At 69.1% G+C, this 16027-nt stretch carries 14 protein-coding genes; all 14 read left to right on the forward strand.

Annotated elements, in window-relative coordinates; all coding sequences use genetic code 11:
* The first annotated feature begins 250 nt into the window (after window positions 1-250).
* The 14 genes from apbC (at window position 251) to HNP48_RS26860 (ending at window position 16022) form a co-directional block, all read left to right on the forward strand.
* Window positions 251-1342 (forward strand): iron-sulfur cluster carrier protein ApbC, encoded by a 1092-nt coding sequence (gene apbC / locus HNP48_RS26795; RefSeq protein WP_184862965.1) that lies wholly within the window; start codon window positions 251-253, stop codon window positions 1340-1342.
* 40 nt (window positions 1343-1382) lie between these two features.
* Window positions 1383-2327: a LysR substrate-binding domain-containing protein gene (locus HNP48_RS26800; protein ID WP_184862967.1), complete on the forward strand. Its 945-nt coding sequence runs from the start codon at window positions 1383-1385 to the stop codon at window positions 2325-2327.
* 194 nt (window positions 2328-2521) lie between these two features.
* Complete coding sequence (locus HNP48_RS26805; protein ID WP_260420400.1) at window positions 2522-4198, forward strand: OFA family MFS transporter; 1677 nt, start codon at window positions 2522-2524, stop codon at window positions 4196-4198.
* A gap of 138 nt (window positions 4199-4336) precedes the next feature.
* The gene (locus HNP48_RS26810; RefSeq protein WP_184862969.1) at window positions 4337-6673 is read left to right on the forward strand and encodes an FdhF/YdeP family oxidoreductase; all 2337 of its coding nucleotides are present in this window, start codon (window positions 4337-4339) and stop codon (window positions 6671-6673) included.
* Window positions 6670-6969 (forward strand): hypothetical protein, encoded by a 300-nt coding sequence (locus HNP48_RS26815; RefSeq protein WP_184862971.1) that lies wholly within the window; start codon window positions 6670-6672, stop codon window positions 6967-6969. Before HNP48_RS26810 ends, HNP48_RS26815 begins: the two co-directional genes overlap by 4 nt.
* Window positions 6966-7865, forward strand: coding sequence for a formate dehydrogenase accessory sulfurtransferase FdhD (gene fdhD / locus HNP48_RS26820; protein WP_184862973.1), 900 nt, complete (start codon window positions 6966-6968; stop codon window positions 7863-7865). Before HNP48_RS26815 ends, fdhD begins: the two co-directional genes overlap by 4 nt.
* Before the next feature lie 53 nt (window positions 7866-7918).
* Entirely contained in the window at window positions 7919-8473 is a 555-nt protein-coding gene (locus HNP48_RS26825) for a DUF3305 domain-containing protein (RefSeq protein ID WP_184862975.1), read from the forward strand.
* Window positions 8466-9137 carry a DUF3306 domain-containing protein gene (locus HNP48_RS26830; RefSeq protein ID WP_184862977.1) on the forward strand — a complete coding sequence of 224 codons (672 nt, stop codon included), beginning with the start codon at window positions 8466-8468 and terminating at the stop codon, window positions 9135-9137. Before HNP48_RS26825 ends, HNP48_RS26830 begins: the two co-directional genes overlap by 8 nt.
* Window positions 9097-11166, forward strand: a complete 2070-nt coding sequence (locus HNP48_RS26835) for a 4Fe-4S binding protein (RefSeq protein WP_184863221.1) — start codon at window positions 9097-9099, stop codon at window positions 11164-11166. The genes HNP48_RS26830 and HNP48_RS26835 overlap by 41 nt, the downstream gene beginning before the upstream one ends.
* Before the next feature lie 20 nt (window positions 11167-11186).
* Window positions 11187-11792, forward strand: coding sequence for a molecular chaperone TorD family protein (locus tag HNP48_RS26840; RefSeq protein ID WP_184863223.1), 606 nt, complete (start codon window positions 11187-11189; stop codon window positions 11790-11792).
* Window positions 11793-11919: 127 nt separating this feature from the next.
* Window positions 11920-12132, forward strand: a complete 213-nt coding sequence (locus HNP48_RS26845) for a formate dehydrogenase (RefSeq protein WP_184862979.1) — start codon at window positions 11920-11922, stop codon at window positions 12130-12132.
* Window positions 12133-12146: 14 nt separating this feature from the next.
* On the forward strand, window positions 12147-15125 hold the full coding sequence (locus tag HNP48_RS26850) for a formate dehydrogenase subunit alpha (RefSeq protein WP_184862981.1): 2979 nt from the start codon (window positions 12147-12149) through the stop codon (window positions 15123-15125).
* A gap of 40 nt (window positions 15126-15165) precedes the next feature.
* Window positions 15166-15786, forward strand: a complete 621-nt coding sequence (fdh3B, locus tag HNP48_RS26855) for a formate dehydrogenase FDH3 subunit beta (protein WP_057201907.1) — start codon at window positions 15166-15168, stop codon at window positions 15784-15786.
* Window positions 15783-16022 (forward strand): hypothetical protein, encoded by a 240-nt coding sequence (locus HNP48_RS26860; protein WP_184862983.1) that lies wholly within the window; start codon window positions 15783-15785, stop codon window positions 16020-16022. Before fdh3B ends, HNP48_RS26860 begins: the two co-directional genes overlap by 4 nt.
* Window positions 16023-16027 lie beyond the last annotated feature (5 nt).

Raw genomic sequence — 16027 nt, forward strand, 5'->3', positions numbered from 1 at the left:
GCTCATGCCCACGCAAGCAGCCGGGGCGTCCAATCGCCCGATTTCGCCCCAACCCTTCGGGCAAGTGCCTTTTGCCTTCGGCGAAACCTTCGGTTTTCGGGCGGTCTGCGGCGTTGCGGCGCTTGCCGATAGCACGGGCTATCGGCTGCGCACCGCGCCTTGCATCCCATCCCGAAAAGGGGCTTGCGCGGCTTCAAAAAGACTATGAACAGGCTCTTAGATAGACTACCGGCCCCATAGGAGTTTTTGCATGGCAGTCACCGAACAAGGCCTTCTGGCCGCACTTTCCAGCGTACAAGACCCGCACACGGGCAAGGACTATGTCAGCACGCGTGCGCTGCGCAATGTGCAGATCAGCGGCGGCGACGTGGCTTTCGAGGTGGAACTGGGCTACCCGGCCAAGAGCCTGGTGCCCGAGTTGCGCCGCAGCCTGCTGGCCGCGGCCAAGGGCGTGGCCGGGGTGGACAATGTCTCCGTGAACATCACCACCAAGGTGGTGGCCCACGCCGTGCAGCGCGGCGTGCAACTGCTGCCCCAGGTGAAGAACATCATCGCCGTGGCCTCGGGCAAGGGGGGCGTGGGCAAGAGCACCACGGCCGCCAACTTGGCCCTGGCGCTGGCGGCCGAAGGCGCCAGCGTGGGCGTGCTCGACGCCGACATCTACGGCCCGAGCCAGCCCATGATGCTGGGCATCAGCCGCCGCCCCGAGAGCGAGGACGGCAAGACCATGGAGCCGCTGGAGAACTACGGCGTGCAGGTCATGTCCATCGGCTTCCTCGTGGACCAGGACGAGGCCATGATCTGGCGCGGCCCCATGGCCACGCAGGCGCTGGAGCAGCTGCTGCGCCAGACCAACTGGAAAGACCTCGACTACCTCATCATCGACATGCCGCCCGGCACGGGCGACATCCAGCTCACGCTGTCCCAGCGCGTGCCCATGACGGGCGCGGTGATCGTCACCACGCCGCAGGACATCGCCCTGCTCGATGCCAAGAAGGGCATCAAGATGTTCGAGAAGGTGGGCGTGCCCATCCTGGGCATCGTCGAGAACATGGCCGTGCACGTGTGCAGCAACTGCGGCCATGTAGAGCACATCTTCGGCGCCGATGGCGGCAAGAAGATGGCGGCCGACTACGGCATGGACTACCTGGGCGCGCTGCCGCTGGACATGCAGATCCGCCTGCAGGCCGACAGCGGCAAGCCCACCGTGGTGGCCGACCCCGATGGCGACGTGGCGCAGATCTACAAGAAGGTGGCGCGCACCGTGGCCGTGAAGATCGCCCAGCAGGCCAAGGACTTCTCGTCCAAGTTCCCGACCATCTCGGTCAGCAAGGACACATGAGCGCAGCCTCCCGCGCAGCACAGAGCGGGGCGGGCCTGCGATGAACCTGCTGGCTGCCATGCGCTACCTCGTCTCGCTGGACGAGCACCGCCATTTCGGCCGGGCGGCGCAGGCCTGCCACATCACCCAGCCGGCGCTGTCCAACGCCTTGCGTGCGCTCGAGGAGGAGTTCGGCGTCGTCATCGTGCAGCGCGCGCGCACCTATGTGGGCCTGACCCACGAGGGCGAGGCGGTGCTGGCCACGGCGCAGCGCATGCTGCGCGACAACGAGGTGCTGCGCCAGGAGCTGCGCAGCACCGAGATCGCACCGCAGGGGCGGCTGCGCATGGCCTCCACGCCCACGGCCGTGCCCATCCTCTCGCGTTTTGCCGCCATGCTGCAGGCGCGCCACCCGGGCATCCTGCCCGTGGTGCTGTCCATGAGCTCGCAGGAGCTTGAGCAGCGGCTCGAAGACCTGTCGCTGGACCTGGCCGTGGGCTACAGCGAGCGCATGCAGGCCAAGCGCGTGAACCTGCGCTCCTGGCCGCAGTGCAACGAGCACTACTACCTGCTGCGCCGCGCCCGCACGCCCGACCCGGACCGCCTGCGCATCGGCCCGCCCATGCGCTGGAAGGACGCCGGCCAGCTGCCGCTGTGCCTGCTCACCCCCGACATGCACAACCGCTTCATCATCGACGAGGCCCTGCGCGAGGCGGGCGCGCCGGTGCCGCCGGCCATCGAGACCAATTCGGTGCTGACCCTGGTGCTGTCCGTGCTGTCGGGCGAGGTGTTCAGCGTGCTGCCAGGCGCCATGGTGGCGGCCGCGCGCAGCGAGCGCGGCCTGGAGGCCCTGCCCCTGGTCTCGCCCGAGGTGCGCACCCCCATCGGCTTCATGACCCAGCGCGGCCCGCGCGTGTCCCGGGCGCTCGAGGCGGCGCTCGAACTGCTGGATCTGCCCGAGTGGCGTGAGCACGTTGCCCAGCACTGTGGAGAGTTGAAGGACTGACCCTCCTTCGGGATATTTCCTGCCATCTGCCTGGCAGGCTCGCGACTGATTTTCATTCGCGTCATTCAATTGTTGAATCGCAGCATGTGCCGATTCAATTTGACGCTATCCCCCTCCTGTTCGGACACTCCCGTCCGCGATTGACCGAGGTCAAGAACAACAGCGCTTGCGCACCATCCAAGGAGAGAGAACACATGACAGCTTCATCAGCGGGCGCCGTGCTGGCGCCCGGGGCCATGCCATCCCCCGGGTTCCTCGACAAGGAACGCATCATTGCCGCACCCGGCTTCAACCGGTGGCTGGTGCCGCCGGCCGCCCTGGCCATCCACCTGTGCATCGGCATGGCCTATGGCTTCTCGGTGTTCTGGCTGCCGCTGTCCAAGGCGTTGAGCACGGCTGGCACGGGCGCGGCCTGCGCCAAGGACATGAGCTTCTTCGCCGAGCTGTTCGCCAGCGGCTGCGACTGGCGCGTGGCCACGCTGGGCTGGATGTACACCCTGTTCTTCGTCTTCCTGGGCTGCTCGGCCGCCATCTGGGGCGGCTGGCTGGAGCGGGCCGGCCCGCGCAAGGCGGGCGTGGTCTCGGCCGTGTGCTGGTGCGGCGGCATGCTGCTGTCGGCGCTGGGCATCCACCTGCACCAGTTCTGGCTCATGATCCTGGGCTCGGGCGTGATCGGGGGCATCGGGCTGGGGCTGGGTTACATCTCGCCCGTGTCCACGCTGATCAAGTGGTTCCCCGACCGGCGCGGCATGGCCACTGGCATGGCCATCATGGGCTTTGGCGGCGGCGCGATGATCGGTTCGCCCCTGGCCGTGGACCTGATGAAGCACTTTTCCAGCCCCACCGACGTGGGCGTGATGCAGACCTTCGTGGTCATGGCGCTGGTGTACTTCGTGTTCATGATGGCCGGCGCCCTGGGCTACCGCGTGCCGCCCACGGGCTGGAAGCCTGCCGGCTGGACGCCGCCGCCCCCTTCGGCCAATGCCATGATCACCCAGCGCCACGTGCATGTGAAGCGCGTCTGGGGCATCCCCCAGTTCTGGCTCATCTGGATTGTGCTGTGCATGAACGTGAGCGCCGGCATCGGCGTGATCGGCATGGCCTCGCCCATGCTGCAGGAGGTCTTCGGCGGTGGCCTGATCGGCGTGTCGCAGAAGTTCGGCGAGCTCGACAAGACCCAGCTGGCGGCCATCGCGGCCGTGGCGGGCGGCTTCACGGCGCTGCTGTCGCTGTTCAACATCGGCGGCCGCTTCTTCTGGGCCAGCCTGTCCGACAAGTTCGGCCGCAAGATGACCTATGTGATCTTTTTCGTGCTGGGCGGCCTGATGTACGCCAGCATCCCGAGCTCGGCCGGTGCGGGCAGCAAGCTCCTGTTCGTGGGCGCCTTCTGCGTCATCCTGTCGATGTACGGCGGCGGCTTCGCCACGGTGCCGGCCTACCTGGCCGACCTGTTCGGCACCCAGTTCGTGGGCGCCATCCATGGCCGCCTGCTGACGGCCTGGGCCACGGCCGGCATCCTGGGCCCGGTGGTCGTGAACTACATGCGTGAATACCAGCTGGGCCTGGGCCTGCCGCGCGAACAGGTGTACAACCAGACCATGTACATCCTGGTGGGCATGCTGGTCATCGGCCTGATCGCCAACCTCATGGTGCGCCCGCTGGCTGACAAGTGGTTCATGAGCGACGAGGAACTGGCGCATGAGAAGAAGCTGGCCCACGAGAAGAGCGTGGCGGCCGAAGTGGGCGGTGGCCCGGGCAGCGGTGGCACGACCAGCCCGGCGCTGGTGGCCTTTGCCTGGCTGGCCGTGGGCCTGCCGCTGATCTGGGGCATCTACAAGACCCTGGTGAGCGCCGCCAAGTTCTTCCAGTAAGGCATTGGATGGCATGGGGCGGGGCCCGGCGGACCACGCCACCGCTGCCATGTCTATGCCCCCCGCGGGGTGGGGAGCCGGGAACGTCCGGCGCGTGGCACAGTCCAAGCGCAGGCAGCTCCCGCCCAGGAGACCATGATGAAGCAAGAAAAGATCGAGTTCTACAAAGGCCCGGCCGGTGGCTGGGGCGCGCTCAATAGCGTCAAGAATGCGCTGCTGCGCCAGGACATTCCCCTGAAGGGCGCCAAGACGCTGCTCTCGGCCAACCAGCCCGATGGCTTTGACTGCCCGGGCTGCGCCTGGCCCGACCGCAACCATGCCTCCACCTTCGAGTTCTGCGAGAACGGCGTCAAGGCCGTGGCGGCCGAAGCCACGGCGCGGCGTGCCGGGCCCAGCCTGTTCGCCCAGTACACCGTGGCCGAGCTGGCCGGGCAGAGCGATTTCTGGCTCGAGGACCAGGGCCGGCTGACCCAGCCCATGGTCTACCACGCGCCCAGCGACCAGTACCGCCCGATCGCGTGGGACGATGCCTTCGCGCTGATCGCGCGCCACCTGAACGCTCTGCCCGACCCCGACCAGGCCATCTTCTACACCTCGGGCCGGGCCAGCAACGAGGCCGCCTTCCTGTACCAGCTGTTCGTGCGCCAGTACGGCACGAACAACTTCCCCGACTGCTCCAACATGTGCCACGAGCCCAGCGGCAGCGGCATGCGCCCGCAGATCGGCGTGGGCAAGGGCACGGTGACCCTGCACGACTTCGAGTGCGCCGACGCGATCTTCATCTTCGGCCAGAACCCGGGCACCAACCACCCGCGCATGCTCGGCGAGCTGCGCGAGGCGCACAAGCGCGGCGCGCGTATCGTGAGCTTCAACCCGCTGCGCGAGCGCGGGCTGGAGCGCTTTGCCGACCCGCAGGACAAGCTGGAGATGGCCACCCTGGGCTCCACGCCCATCAGCACGCACTACTTCCAGCTGCGCGTGGGCGGTGACCTGCCGGCCGTCAAGGGCATGATGAAGCATGTGCTGGAGCAGGAGGACGCGCGCGGTGGCGTGCTCGACCACGCCTTCATCGCCGAGCACACGACCGGCTTCGACGCCCTGGCGGCCGACCTGCGCGCCGAGTCCTGGGCGTTGCTGGAGCAGGAGTCGGGCCTGACCGAGGCCCAGATGCGCTCCGCCGCCGACATCTACATCGGCGCCAAGAGCGTGATCGCCTGCTGGGGCATGGGCATCACCCAGCACAAGCATGCGGTGGCCACCATCCAGGGCATCGTGAGCCTGCTCATGATGCGCGGCAACATCGGCCGCGAGGGCGCGGGCCCCTGCCCGGTGCGCGGCCACAGCAACGTGCAGGGCGATCGCACCATGGGCATCTGGGAGAAGCCCCCGGCGGCGCTGCTCGACCGGCTGCGCGACGTGTTCGGCTTCGAGCCGCCGCGCAAGAACGGCGTGGACACGGTGGAGGCCATCCGCCAGATGCTGGACGGCAAGGGCAAGGTGTTCTTCGCCCTGGGCGGCAACTTCGCCGCCGCCACCCCCGACACCTACGAGACCTGGAAGGCGCTGCAGCGTTGCGACCTCACGGTGCACGTGACCACCAAGCTCAACCGCAGCCACATCGTGCATGGCAAGGAGGCGCTGATCCTGCCCTGCCTGGGCCGCACCGAGATCGACGTGCAGGCCGGCGGCCCGCAGGGCGTGACGGTGGAGGACTCGATGAGCATGGTGCACATCTCGGTGGGCATCAACCCGCCCGCCTCCGAGCACCTGCTGTCCGAGCCGGCCATCGTGGCACGGCTGGCCGCGGCCACGCTGGGCGCGCGCAGCAATGTGCCCTGGCTCTGGCTGGTGGAGGACTATGCGCGCATCCGCGACCAGATCGAGAAGGTCTTCCCCGACTTCAAGGACTTCAACCGGCGCGTGGCCGTGCCCGGCGGCTTTCGCCTGCGCAACACGGCCAGCGAGCGCGTCTGGGCCACGGCCTCGGGCAAGGCCAGCTTCCATGCCCATGCCGTGCCACGCGACACGCCCTCGCACATCGCGCGCGAACGCTACAAGGACGCGGTGGTCTTCACGCTGCTGACCACGCGCTCGCACGACCAGTACAACACCACCATCTACGGCATGGACGACCGCTACCGCGGCGTCTATGGCCAGCGCCGCGTGGTGTTCATCAACGACAAGGACATCCGCGCCCTGGGCATGCAGGACGGCGACTGGGTCGACATCCAGACCGTGTGGAGCGACGGCCAGGAGCGCCGCGCCGAGCGCTTCAAGCTGGTGGCCTACGACATCCCGCGCGGCAACCTCGCGGCTTACTACCCCGAGACGAATCCGCTGGTGCCGCTGTCCGCCGTGGCCGATACCGCGGGCACGCCCACCTCCAAGTCCATCCCCGTGCTGCTGCTGCCGCACGTGCCGGGCGGGGCGGCCCTGGCGGGCACCACCGTGCCGGCGCAGGCCGAGGCGCCATGAGCGCGGTGCAGGAAACCCTGGCCTGCGCCATCTTGCGTGCGCTGGCCGAAGAGTCCGGCGGTCAAGATGGGGCGACGGCGCCCGGCATGTCGCTGCCGCGCCTGGGCAAGCGCCTGGGGCAGGGCGTGAGCGTGCTCATGCGCGAGCTCACGCTGATGAGCGATGCTGCCGTGGGCGGCCAGCGCGGCCCCGGCTGGGTGCGCGTGGAGCAGGCGGGCGAGCGCTGGGTGGCCCACCTGACCGACACCGGCCGCGCCGTGGCGCGCGGGCTGCCGGCTGCGGGGGAGGGCCCATGAGCGCACAGCTGTTCACCCTGCCCGACGGCGAGGCCGAAGAGGCGCTGGACCTGCCGGCACTGGCACAGCGGCCGGTGCGGGTGTTCGGCGAGGCCGGTGTGCCAGAGGACGGTGCCCTGCGCCAGGACAGCCTGGCCGCGGAGATCCCCGTGGCGCTGGTGTTCAATGGCGTCTCGCACGCGGTGATGATGGCCACGCCCGAGGACCTCGGTGATTTTGCGCTCGGCTTTGCGCTGAGCGAAGGCATCCTCGACCACGCGCAGGACTGCCGTGGCAGCACGCTGCACCTGGCCGACGCCCATGCGGCGCACCTGCCGCCCGGCGTGCCGGGCGTCGAGGTGCACCTGGAGATCTCGGCGCGCAGCTTCGAGCGCCTCAAGGACCGGCGCCGCAGCATGGCCGGCCGCACGGGCTGCGGCGTGTGCGGTGTGGAGAGCTTTGCCGCGCTCGACCTGGCGCCCGAGCGCCTGCCGGCGCGCGACTGGATCGGGCGTGTGGACCTGCCCACGGTGCTGCGCGCCTTTGCCGATCTGAAGGCGCTGCAGCCGCACAACGCGCACTCGGGCTCGCTGCATGCCGCCGGCTGGGCCACGCTGGACGGGCGCCTGGCCCGGGTCTGTGAAGACGTGGGCCGGCACAATGCCCTGGACAAGCTCATCGGCTGGCTGTCGCGCAGCGCCCGCCTGGCCGAGCCGGGCTTTGTCGTGCTCAGCAGCCGGGGCAGCCACGAGCTGGTGCGCAAGTGCGCGCGCGTGGGCCTGTCGGCCCTGGCCACGATCTCAGCCCCCACCGCCACGGGCGTGCAGGTGGCCGAGCTCGCGGGCCTGCGCCTGTGGGGCCTGTGCCGCGCGCCGCGCGCGGTGCTGTATGCGCAGGGGGCGCAGGCAGCGGGGTAAGACCCGGGTCCTGCGGCCTGTGCGGGTGCCCGGTTGCGGGGTACAGTGGGGCCATGTCGCAGCGCCCCACCCTCGAAGTCGCCGTCACCATGCGCCGCGAGCGCCTGGACAACCGCTGGCAGCCCTGGCGCTGGGTGCTCGACGACGTGGTGCCCGCACAAGCTGCCTTCGGCGAGGCACCGCGCCTGCTGCGCGAGGACGCGGACCAGGCCCTGTGGCTGTTCCCGGGCCTGGTGGTCGAGCTGTTCAAGGACGATGGCGAGGGCTACCACCTGAACCTGTCGGCACCCGCGCCCTGCTGGTTCGTGCTCTGGCGCCTGGACGAAGACGGCACCGGGAGCGAGCCCCTGGCCCGCCCCGTGGCCGTGAGCCTGAGCTACCACGATGCCGGCCGCTGGCTGGATGCGCAGGAAACGGTGGAGCAGGTGCCCGCGCCGCCGGAGGTGCTGGCGCTGCTGCAGGCCTTCGTCGACGCGCACTACGCGCCCGAACCCAAGCGCCGCCGGCGGCCCGACAGCTTCCAGTCGCTGACCGATCGCTTCGGCAACCCGGCATCGGTGTCCACCGACAAGCAGCGTGGTGGCCGGGGCGGACCGCAGCATGGCTGACGGCTTTCTCGCGCGCTGGTCGCGCCGCAAGCAGGAGGTGGCGGCGGGCCGGCCCGTGCCGGAGCCCGAGCCTTTGCCACCGCCCGAGGCGCTGGCATCGCCGGTGGCCACCCCTGCCACGGAGCAGCCGCCCCTGCCCGCCGCCACGGAGCCCGAGCCGCCCACCCTGGCCGATGCCCAGGCCCTGACGCCCGCATCCGACTTCAAGCCCTTCATGGGCCGCGGCGTGGCGCCCGAGGTGCGCAACACGGCCATGAAAAAGCTGTTTGCCGACCCCCACTTCAACGCCATGGACGGCCTGGACATCTACATCGATGACTATTCCCAGCCCGACCCGCTGCCCGAAGGCATGCTGCGCCAGATGGCCAGCGCCCATTTCATGGGCTTCTTCGACCATGAGAAGGAGGCCGCCGGCGCGCCCGCGCCGGCAAGGGCCGGGGGAGATGCCCGGCCTCGGGATGATGCGGAGTCGGCGGCACCGCCAGACGTGGCACAGTCGGGGGTATGCACCGCCATTCCTAGCTCGCCAGAACTGGCCGCCACGCCCCCTGCAGGGGATGGTGCGGCCAGGGTAGCCAGCCATACCGAACATGACCACGCTGATCTGCGACTGCAACCAGACGATGCCCCTCGACGCGAAAGCGCTGGGCGCGGCCCTGCATGAGGAGCTGACGCTCCACTCCACGCTGTGCCGGCGCGAGGCCGGTGCCTTCCAGGGGGCCATCCGCACGGGCCAGGAGGTGGTGGTGGCCTGCACCCAGGAGCAGCGCCTGTTCGGCGAACTGGGCACGCAGACCGAGGGCGCGGTCTCTCCGGTGCGCTTCGTGAACATCCGCGAGACCGGCGGCTGGAGCCGTGACGCCCGCGCGGCAGGCCCCAAGATCGCCGCGCTGCTGGCCGCCGCACGCCTGCCCGAGCCGCCGCCCGTGGCCACCGTCACCTACAAGAGCGCGGGCCGCCTGCTGGTCATCGGCCCGCTCGACGCGGCCGAGCAGGCCGCCGCCCTGGTGGCCGATGTGCTCGACGTGACGCTGTTCGCGCAGGGGCCGGGGACGGCCGGGGGCGCCCAGGCGCGGCGCTTTCCGGTGCTCGGCGGGCGGCTCACCGGACTCACCGGCTGGCTCGGGGCCTTTGACGTGCAGTGGTCTGCCGACAACCCCATCGACCTGGACCTGTGCACGCGCTGCAATGCCTGCATCGTGGCCTGTCCCGAGAACGCCATCGGCCTCGATTACCAGGTGGACCGGTCGGCCTGCGACGCCCACCGCGCCTGCGTGCGCGCCTGCCAGGTGGCCGGCGCCATCGACTTCGGCCGCGAGGCCGGTGTGCAGCAGGAGCGCTTCGACCTGGTGCTGGACCTGCGCCCGGCCACGGCCGAGCCTGGCTTCACCCGGCATGCGCCGCCGCAGGGCTACTTCCGCAGCGATGGCCGCGACATGGGCGTGCTGCTCCGGCTGCGCGAGATGGTGGGCGAGTTCGACAAGCCCCGCTTCTTTGCCTACAAGCAAAAGCTCTGCGCCCACAGCCGCAACGAGACCGTAGGCTGCCATGCCTGCATCGATATCTGCTCGGCCGAGGCCATTTCCAGCGACAAGGGCCGCCAGCAGATCCAGGTCAACCCCCACCTGTGCGTGGGCTGCGGCGCCTGCAGCACGGTCTGCCCCACGGGGGCCCTGTCGTTTGCCTACCCGGGCGCCACGGACCAGGGCGCACGCTTCAAGACCCTGCTGTCCACCTACGCAGCCGCAGGGGGCAAGGACGCCGTGCTGCTGCTGCACAGCCAGGAGCGCGGCCAGGCCCTGATCGATGCACTGGGCCGCGCAGCCCAGCTGCGGCGTGCCCAGGGGGTGCCGGCCAACGTGATCCCGGTGCCGCTGTGGCACACCGCGAGCACCGGGGTGGACCTGTGGCTCAGCGCGCTGGCCTATGGCGCGTCGCAGGTCGTGGTGCTGGCCACCGAGGAGGAGGCGCCCCAGTACCTGGCCGGCCTGCAGGAGCAGATGGACGTGGCCCAGGCCCTCCTGCACGGGCTGGGCTACACCGGCAGCCACCTGCGGCTGCTGCGTGCGGGCGATGCGCTGGCGCTCGACGCCGCCCTGCAGTCCCTGCGCCAGACCCGCCAGGTGCTGCCGCCCGTGGCGGCCCGCCATGGCGTGGCCCAGGAAAAGCGCGCCACCCTGGAGCTGGCGCTCGACCACTTTCTGGCCCATGCGCCGCTGTGGAAGGACGGCCTGCCCGAGGCCATTGCGCTGCCGGCCGCCGGTGCACCGCTGGGCGCCATCACGGTCGACACGAAGCGCTGCACGCTGTGCCTGAGCTGCGTGAGCGCCTGCCCCGCAGGGGCGCTGCAGGACAACCCGCAGCTGCCGCAGCTGCGCTTTCTGGAAAAGAACTGCGTGCAGTGCGGCCTGTGCGCCAGCACCTGCCCCGAGGAGGCCATTGCCCTGCAGCCGCGCCTGCTGCTCACACCCGAGCGCGCGCAACTGCGCGTGCTCGCCGAAACCCAGCCCTGGGCCTGTGTGCGCTGCAGCAAACCCTTTGGCACGCTCAAGGCCATCGAGGCCATGCTGGAACGGCTCGCCGGCCATGCCATGTTCCAGGGCGAGGCGCTGGAGCGCCTCAAGATGTGCAGCGACTGCCGCGTGATCGACCTCTATTCTTCGCAACGCGAAGCGAAAGTGACGGACCTGTGAGCGCCACCGCCCCCCTGACCATGGCGGCCAGCGCCGCCCTCGACGAAGAGACGGCGCGCGCCGAACTCTATGGCCTGCTGGCGCAGCTGTACTACAGCGCGCCGCCCCCCGAGTTGCTGGCCCCGTTGCGCGTGGCCGTGACCGAGGCGCCGTCTGCTGGCGGCCTGCTCGAAGAACCCTGGCAGCAGCTCGTGGGCGCCGCCCGTGCGCAAGGTGACGCGGCCATCGCCGCCGAGTTCGAGCGCCTGTTCGGCGGGGTGGGCAAGCCCGAGGTCTTTCTCTACGCCTCCCACCACCTGAGCGGCTTTCTCAATGAAAAGCCGCTGGCACGCCTGCGCAGCGACCTCGACGCGCTGGGCCTGGCGCGCAGCGAGGCCATGCCCGAGACCGAGGACCACCTCGCCTACCTGTGCGAGGCCATGCGCTACCTGATCGCCGGCGACGACATGGCGGTGTGCAACCTTGCGACCCAACGGGACTTTTTTGCCGCCCACCTGCAGCCCTGGGTGCCGGCGCTGTGCGACGGGCTCGAGGCCCACCCCGCGGCGGCCTTCTATGGCGCGCTGGCCCGCTTCACGCGGGCCTTCGTGGCAGTGGAGGCCCAGGGCTTCGACCTGCTGGAGTGAGCCGGTGCGGGCGCCCCAAAACCGAGCGCAATCCTGTGGGGCGGCCATCCCCGATTGCAGTGGGGGGAACACTCGCATAGACTGTATGAACGACATTGCATAGCCGCAAGCCCTCCTGGAGACAACGATGCAGGACAGCCAGCCCCAACCCTCCCGTCGCCGCTTCTTTGCGGGTGCCGCCACCGTGGGGGCCGCCGCCACCGCGGCAGCCGCCCTGCCGCACCTCGCGGCGCCCGATGCCAGTGCCGTGGCCGAGCCCGTGCCGGCCCCGCCCGAGCGCGGAGGCGGCTACCGCCTCACGGCGCATGTCCAGCAGTACTACAAGACCACCCAACTCTGACCGCGGGGCGCACCATGTTGCTCACCAAGAAGTCTTCCCACGCCCGGGAGGGCGCTGCGGCCACCTCCCCGTCCTCTCCCTTCGTCCACAGCCTGCAGCGCGGCCTGGCCAGGGCCCTGCCCACCATGGACCGGCGTGCCTTCCTGCGCCGCTCGGGCCTGGGCGTGGGTGTGGGCATTGCGGCCTCGCAGCTCGCGCTGGTCAGGAAGTCCAGCGCCGCCGAAGGCGCCAAGGTCGGCCTGGGCGACAGCAAGATCGAGGTGCGCCGCACCATCTGCACCCACTGCTCGGTGGGCTGTGCGGTGGATGCGGTGGTCGAGAACGGCGTCTGGGTGCGCCAGGAGCCGGTGTTCGATTCGCCCATCAACCTGGGCGCGCACTGCGCCAAGGGCGCGGCGCTGCGCGAGCACGGCCATGGCGAGTACCGCCTGCGCTACCCGATGAAGCTGGTCAACGGCAAGTACGAGCGCATCAGCTGGGACACGGCGCTCAACGAGATCACGGCGCGCATGCAGGAGCTGCGCAAGGCCAGCGGGCCCGACAGCGTGTACTTCGTGGGCTCGTCCAAGCACAACAACGAGCAGGCCTACCTGCTGCGCAAGTTCGTGAGCTTCTGGGGCACCAACAACTGCGACCACCAGGCGCGCATCTGCCATTCGACCACGGTGGCCGGGGTGGCCAACACCTGGGGCTACGGGGCCATGACCAATTCGTACAACGACATGCAGAACAGCAAGGTCGCGATGTACATCGGCTCCAATGCGGCCGAGGCCCACCCGGTGAGCATGCTGCACATGCTGCACGCCAAGGAGACCGGCTGCAAGATGATCGTGGTGGACCCGCGCTTCACGCGCACGGCGGCCAAGGCCGACGAGTACGTGCGCATCCGCTCGGGCACCGACATCCCCTTCCTGTTCGGCCTGCTGTACCACATCTTCAAGAACGGCTGGGAAGACAGGCAGTACCTGAACGACCGTGTCTACGGCATGGACAAGGTGCGCGACGAGATCCTGGCCAAGTGGACGCCCGACAAGGTCGAGGAGGCCTGCGGTGTCAAGGAGGAGCAGGTGTTCAAGATCGCCAGCCTGCTCAATGCCCACCGGCCGGGCACCATCGTCTGGTGCATGGGCCAGACCCAGCACACCATCGGCAACGCCATCGTGCGTGCCTCGTGCATCCTGCAGCTGGCGCTGGGCAATGTGGGCAAGTCCGGCGGCGGCACCAACATCTTCCGCGGGCACGACAATGTGCAGGGCGCCACCGATGTGGGCCCCAACCCCGACTCGCTGCCCGGCTACTACGGCATTGCCGAAGGCGCCTGGAAGCATTTCGCGGCCACCTGGGGCGTGGATTTCGAGTGGATCAAGGGCCGCTATGCGAGCCCGGCCATGATGACCAAGTCGGGCCTCACGGTCTCGCGCTGGATCGACGGCGTGCTCGAGAAGAACGAGCTCATCGACCAGGACGCCAACCTGCGCGGCGTGTTCTTCTGGGGCCATGCGCCCAACTCCCAGACCCGGGGCCTGGAGATGAAGCGCGCCATGGACAAGCTCGACCTGCTCGTGGTGGTCGATCCTTATCCTTCGGCCACCGCCGCCATGGCCGCCATGCCCGGCAAGGCCGAGGACCTCAATCCGAACCGTGCGGTCTATCTGCTGCCGGCGGCCACGCAATTCGAAACCAGCGGTTCATGCACCGCGTCCAACCGCTCGCTGCAGTGGCGCGAGAAGGTGATCGAGCCGCTGTGGGAGAGCCGCTCGGACCACATGATCATGTACCAGTTCGCGCAGAAGCTGGGCTTTGACAAGGAACTGGTCAAGAACTACAAGCTGCAGAAGGTGGGCGGCATGGACGAGCCCGTGGTCGAGGACATCCTGCGCGAGATCAACCGCAGCGTCTGGACCATCGGCTACACCGGCCAGAGCCCCGAGCGCCTGAAGGCCCACATGAAGAACATGCACCTGTTCGACGTGAAGACCCTGAAGGCCAAGGGCGGCAAGGACAAGGAGACCGGCTACGACTTCACGGGCGACTACTTCGGCCTGCCCTGGCCCTGCTACGGCACGCCCGAGCTCAAGCACCCCGGTTCGTCCAACCTCTATGACACGTCCAAGCATGTGATGGACGGCGGGGGCAACTTCCGCGCCAATTTCGGCGTCGAGAAGGACGGCCAGAACCTGCTGGCCGAGGATGGCTCGCACTCGCTGGGGGCCGACATCACCACGGGCTACCCCGAGTTCGACCATGTGCTGCTCAAGAAGCTCGGCTGGTGGGATGAACTCACCGACGACGAGAAGAAGGCGGCAGAAGGCAAGAACTGGAAGACCGACCCCACGGGCGCCATCATCCGCGTGAGCATGAAGAACCATGGCTGCCACCCCTTCGGCAATGCCAAGGCGCGCGCCGTGGTGTGGAACTTCCCCGACGCCATCCCGCAGCACCGCGAGCCACTCTACGGCACGCGCCCCGACCTGATGGCCAAGTACCCCACGCACGACGACAAGAAGGCCTTCTGGCGCCTGCCCACGCTCTACAAGAGCGTGCAGGACAAGAACATCGCCGACAAGGTGCACGAGAAGTTCCCGCTGATCCTGACCTCGGGCCGGCTGGTCGAGTACGAGGGCGGCGGCGAGGAAACGCGTTCCAACCCCTGGCTGGCCGAGCTGCAGCAGGAGTCCTTCGTCGAGATCCACCCCAAGACCGCGGGCGAGCGCGGCGTGCGCAATGGCGAACGGGTATGGCTCAGCTCGCCCACGGGCGCGCGCATCAACGTGCAGGCGCTGGTGACCGAACGCGTGGCGCCCGACACGGTGTGGATGCCGTTCCACTTCTCGGGCCACTGGCAGGGGGCGGACATGCTCGCCCACTACCCCAAGGGCGCGGCCCCCGTGGTGCGCGGCGAGGCCGTGAACACGGCCACCACCTATGGCTACGACAGCGTGACCATGATGCAGGAAACCAAGACCACCATCTGCAACGTGGAGCGTGCGTGAGCACGCGGCAGCGGCAACAGCAGCGACCAGGAGACATCCCATGGCACGAATGAAATTCATCTGCGATGCAGAGCGCTGCATTGAATGCAACGGCTGCGTCACCGCCTGCAAGAACGAGCACGAAGTGCCCTGGGGCGTGAACCGCCGCCGCGTGGTCACGCTCAACGACGGTGTGCCGGGCGAGAAATCCATTTCGGTGGCCTGCATGCACTGCAGCGACGCTCCTTGCATGGCCGTCTGCCCCGTGAACTGCTTTTACCGCACCGATGAGGGCGTGGTGCTGCACGACAAGGATGTCTGCATCGGCTGCGGCTACTGCAGCTATGCCTGCCCCTTCGGCGCCCCCCAGTTCCCCTCGCAGGGCACCTTCGGCGTGCGCGGCAAGATGGACAAGTGCACCTTCTGCGCCGGCGGCCCCGAGACCCATGGCAGCCAGGCCGAGTTCGAGAAATACGGCCGCAACCGCCTGGCCGAGGGCAAGCTGCCGGCCTGCGCCGAGATGTGCTCCACCAAGGCCCTGCTGGCTGGCGATGGCGATGTGGTGGCCGACATCTTCCGCAACCGCGTGGTGCAGCGCGGCAAGGGCGCCGAGGTCTGGGGCTGGGGCACGGCCTACGGCTCCAAGCAGGCCGGCCAACCCACGCCGGGAGCCAAGTCATGAGCGGCCGCAGCACCCTGGTGATTCTGGGCGCGGCCTGCGGGCTGCTGGCATTGGCGGCCTGCACCGAGAAGCCGCAGACCGGCGGCGGCGTGCGCGTCGATGCGCCGCCCTATGCCGGCACGGGCAGCCATTTCACCCAGCCCGGCTGGAAGGCCGGCGACAAGGCCGGTTGGGAGCAGCAGCTCAAGGCGCGCCAGCAGTACGGCCAGAACGAGTACACCCGTAGCACCCGCTAGAGCGA

This window comes from Acidovorax soli (assembly GCF_014207955.1).
Taxonomy (GTDB): Bacteria; Pseudomonadota; Gammaproteobacteria; order Burkholderiales; family Burkholderiaceae_C; genus Acidovorax; species Acidovorax soli_A.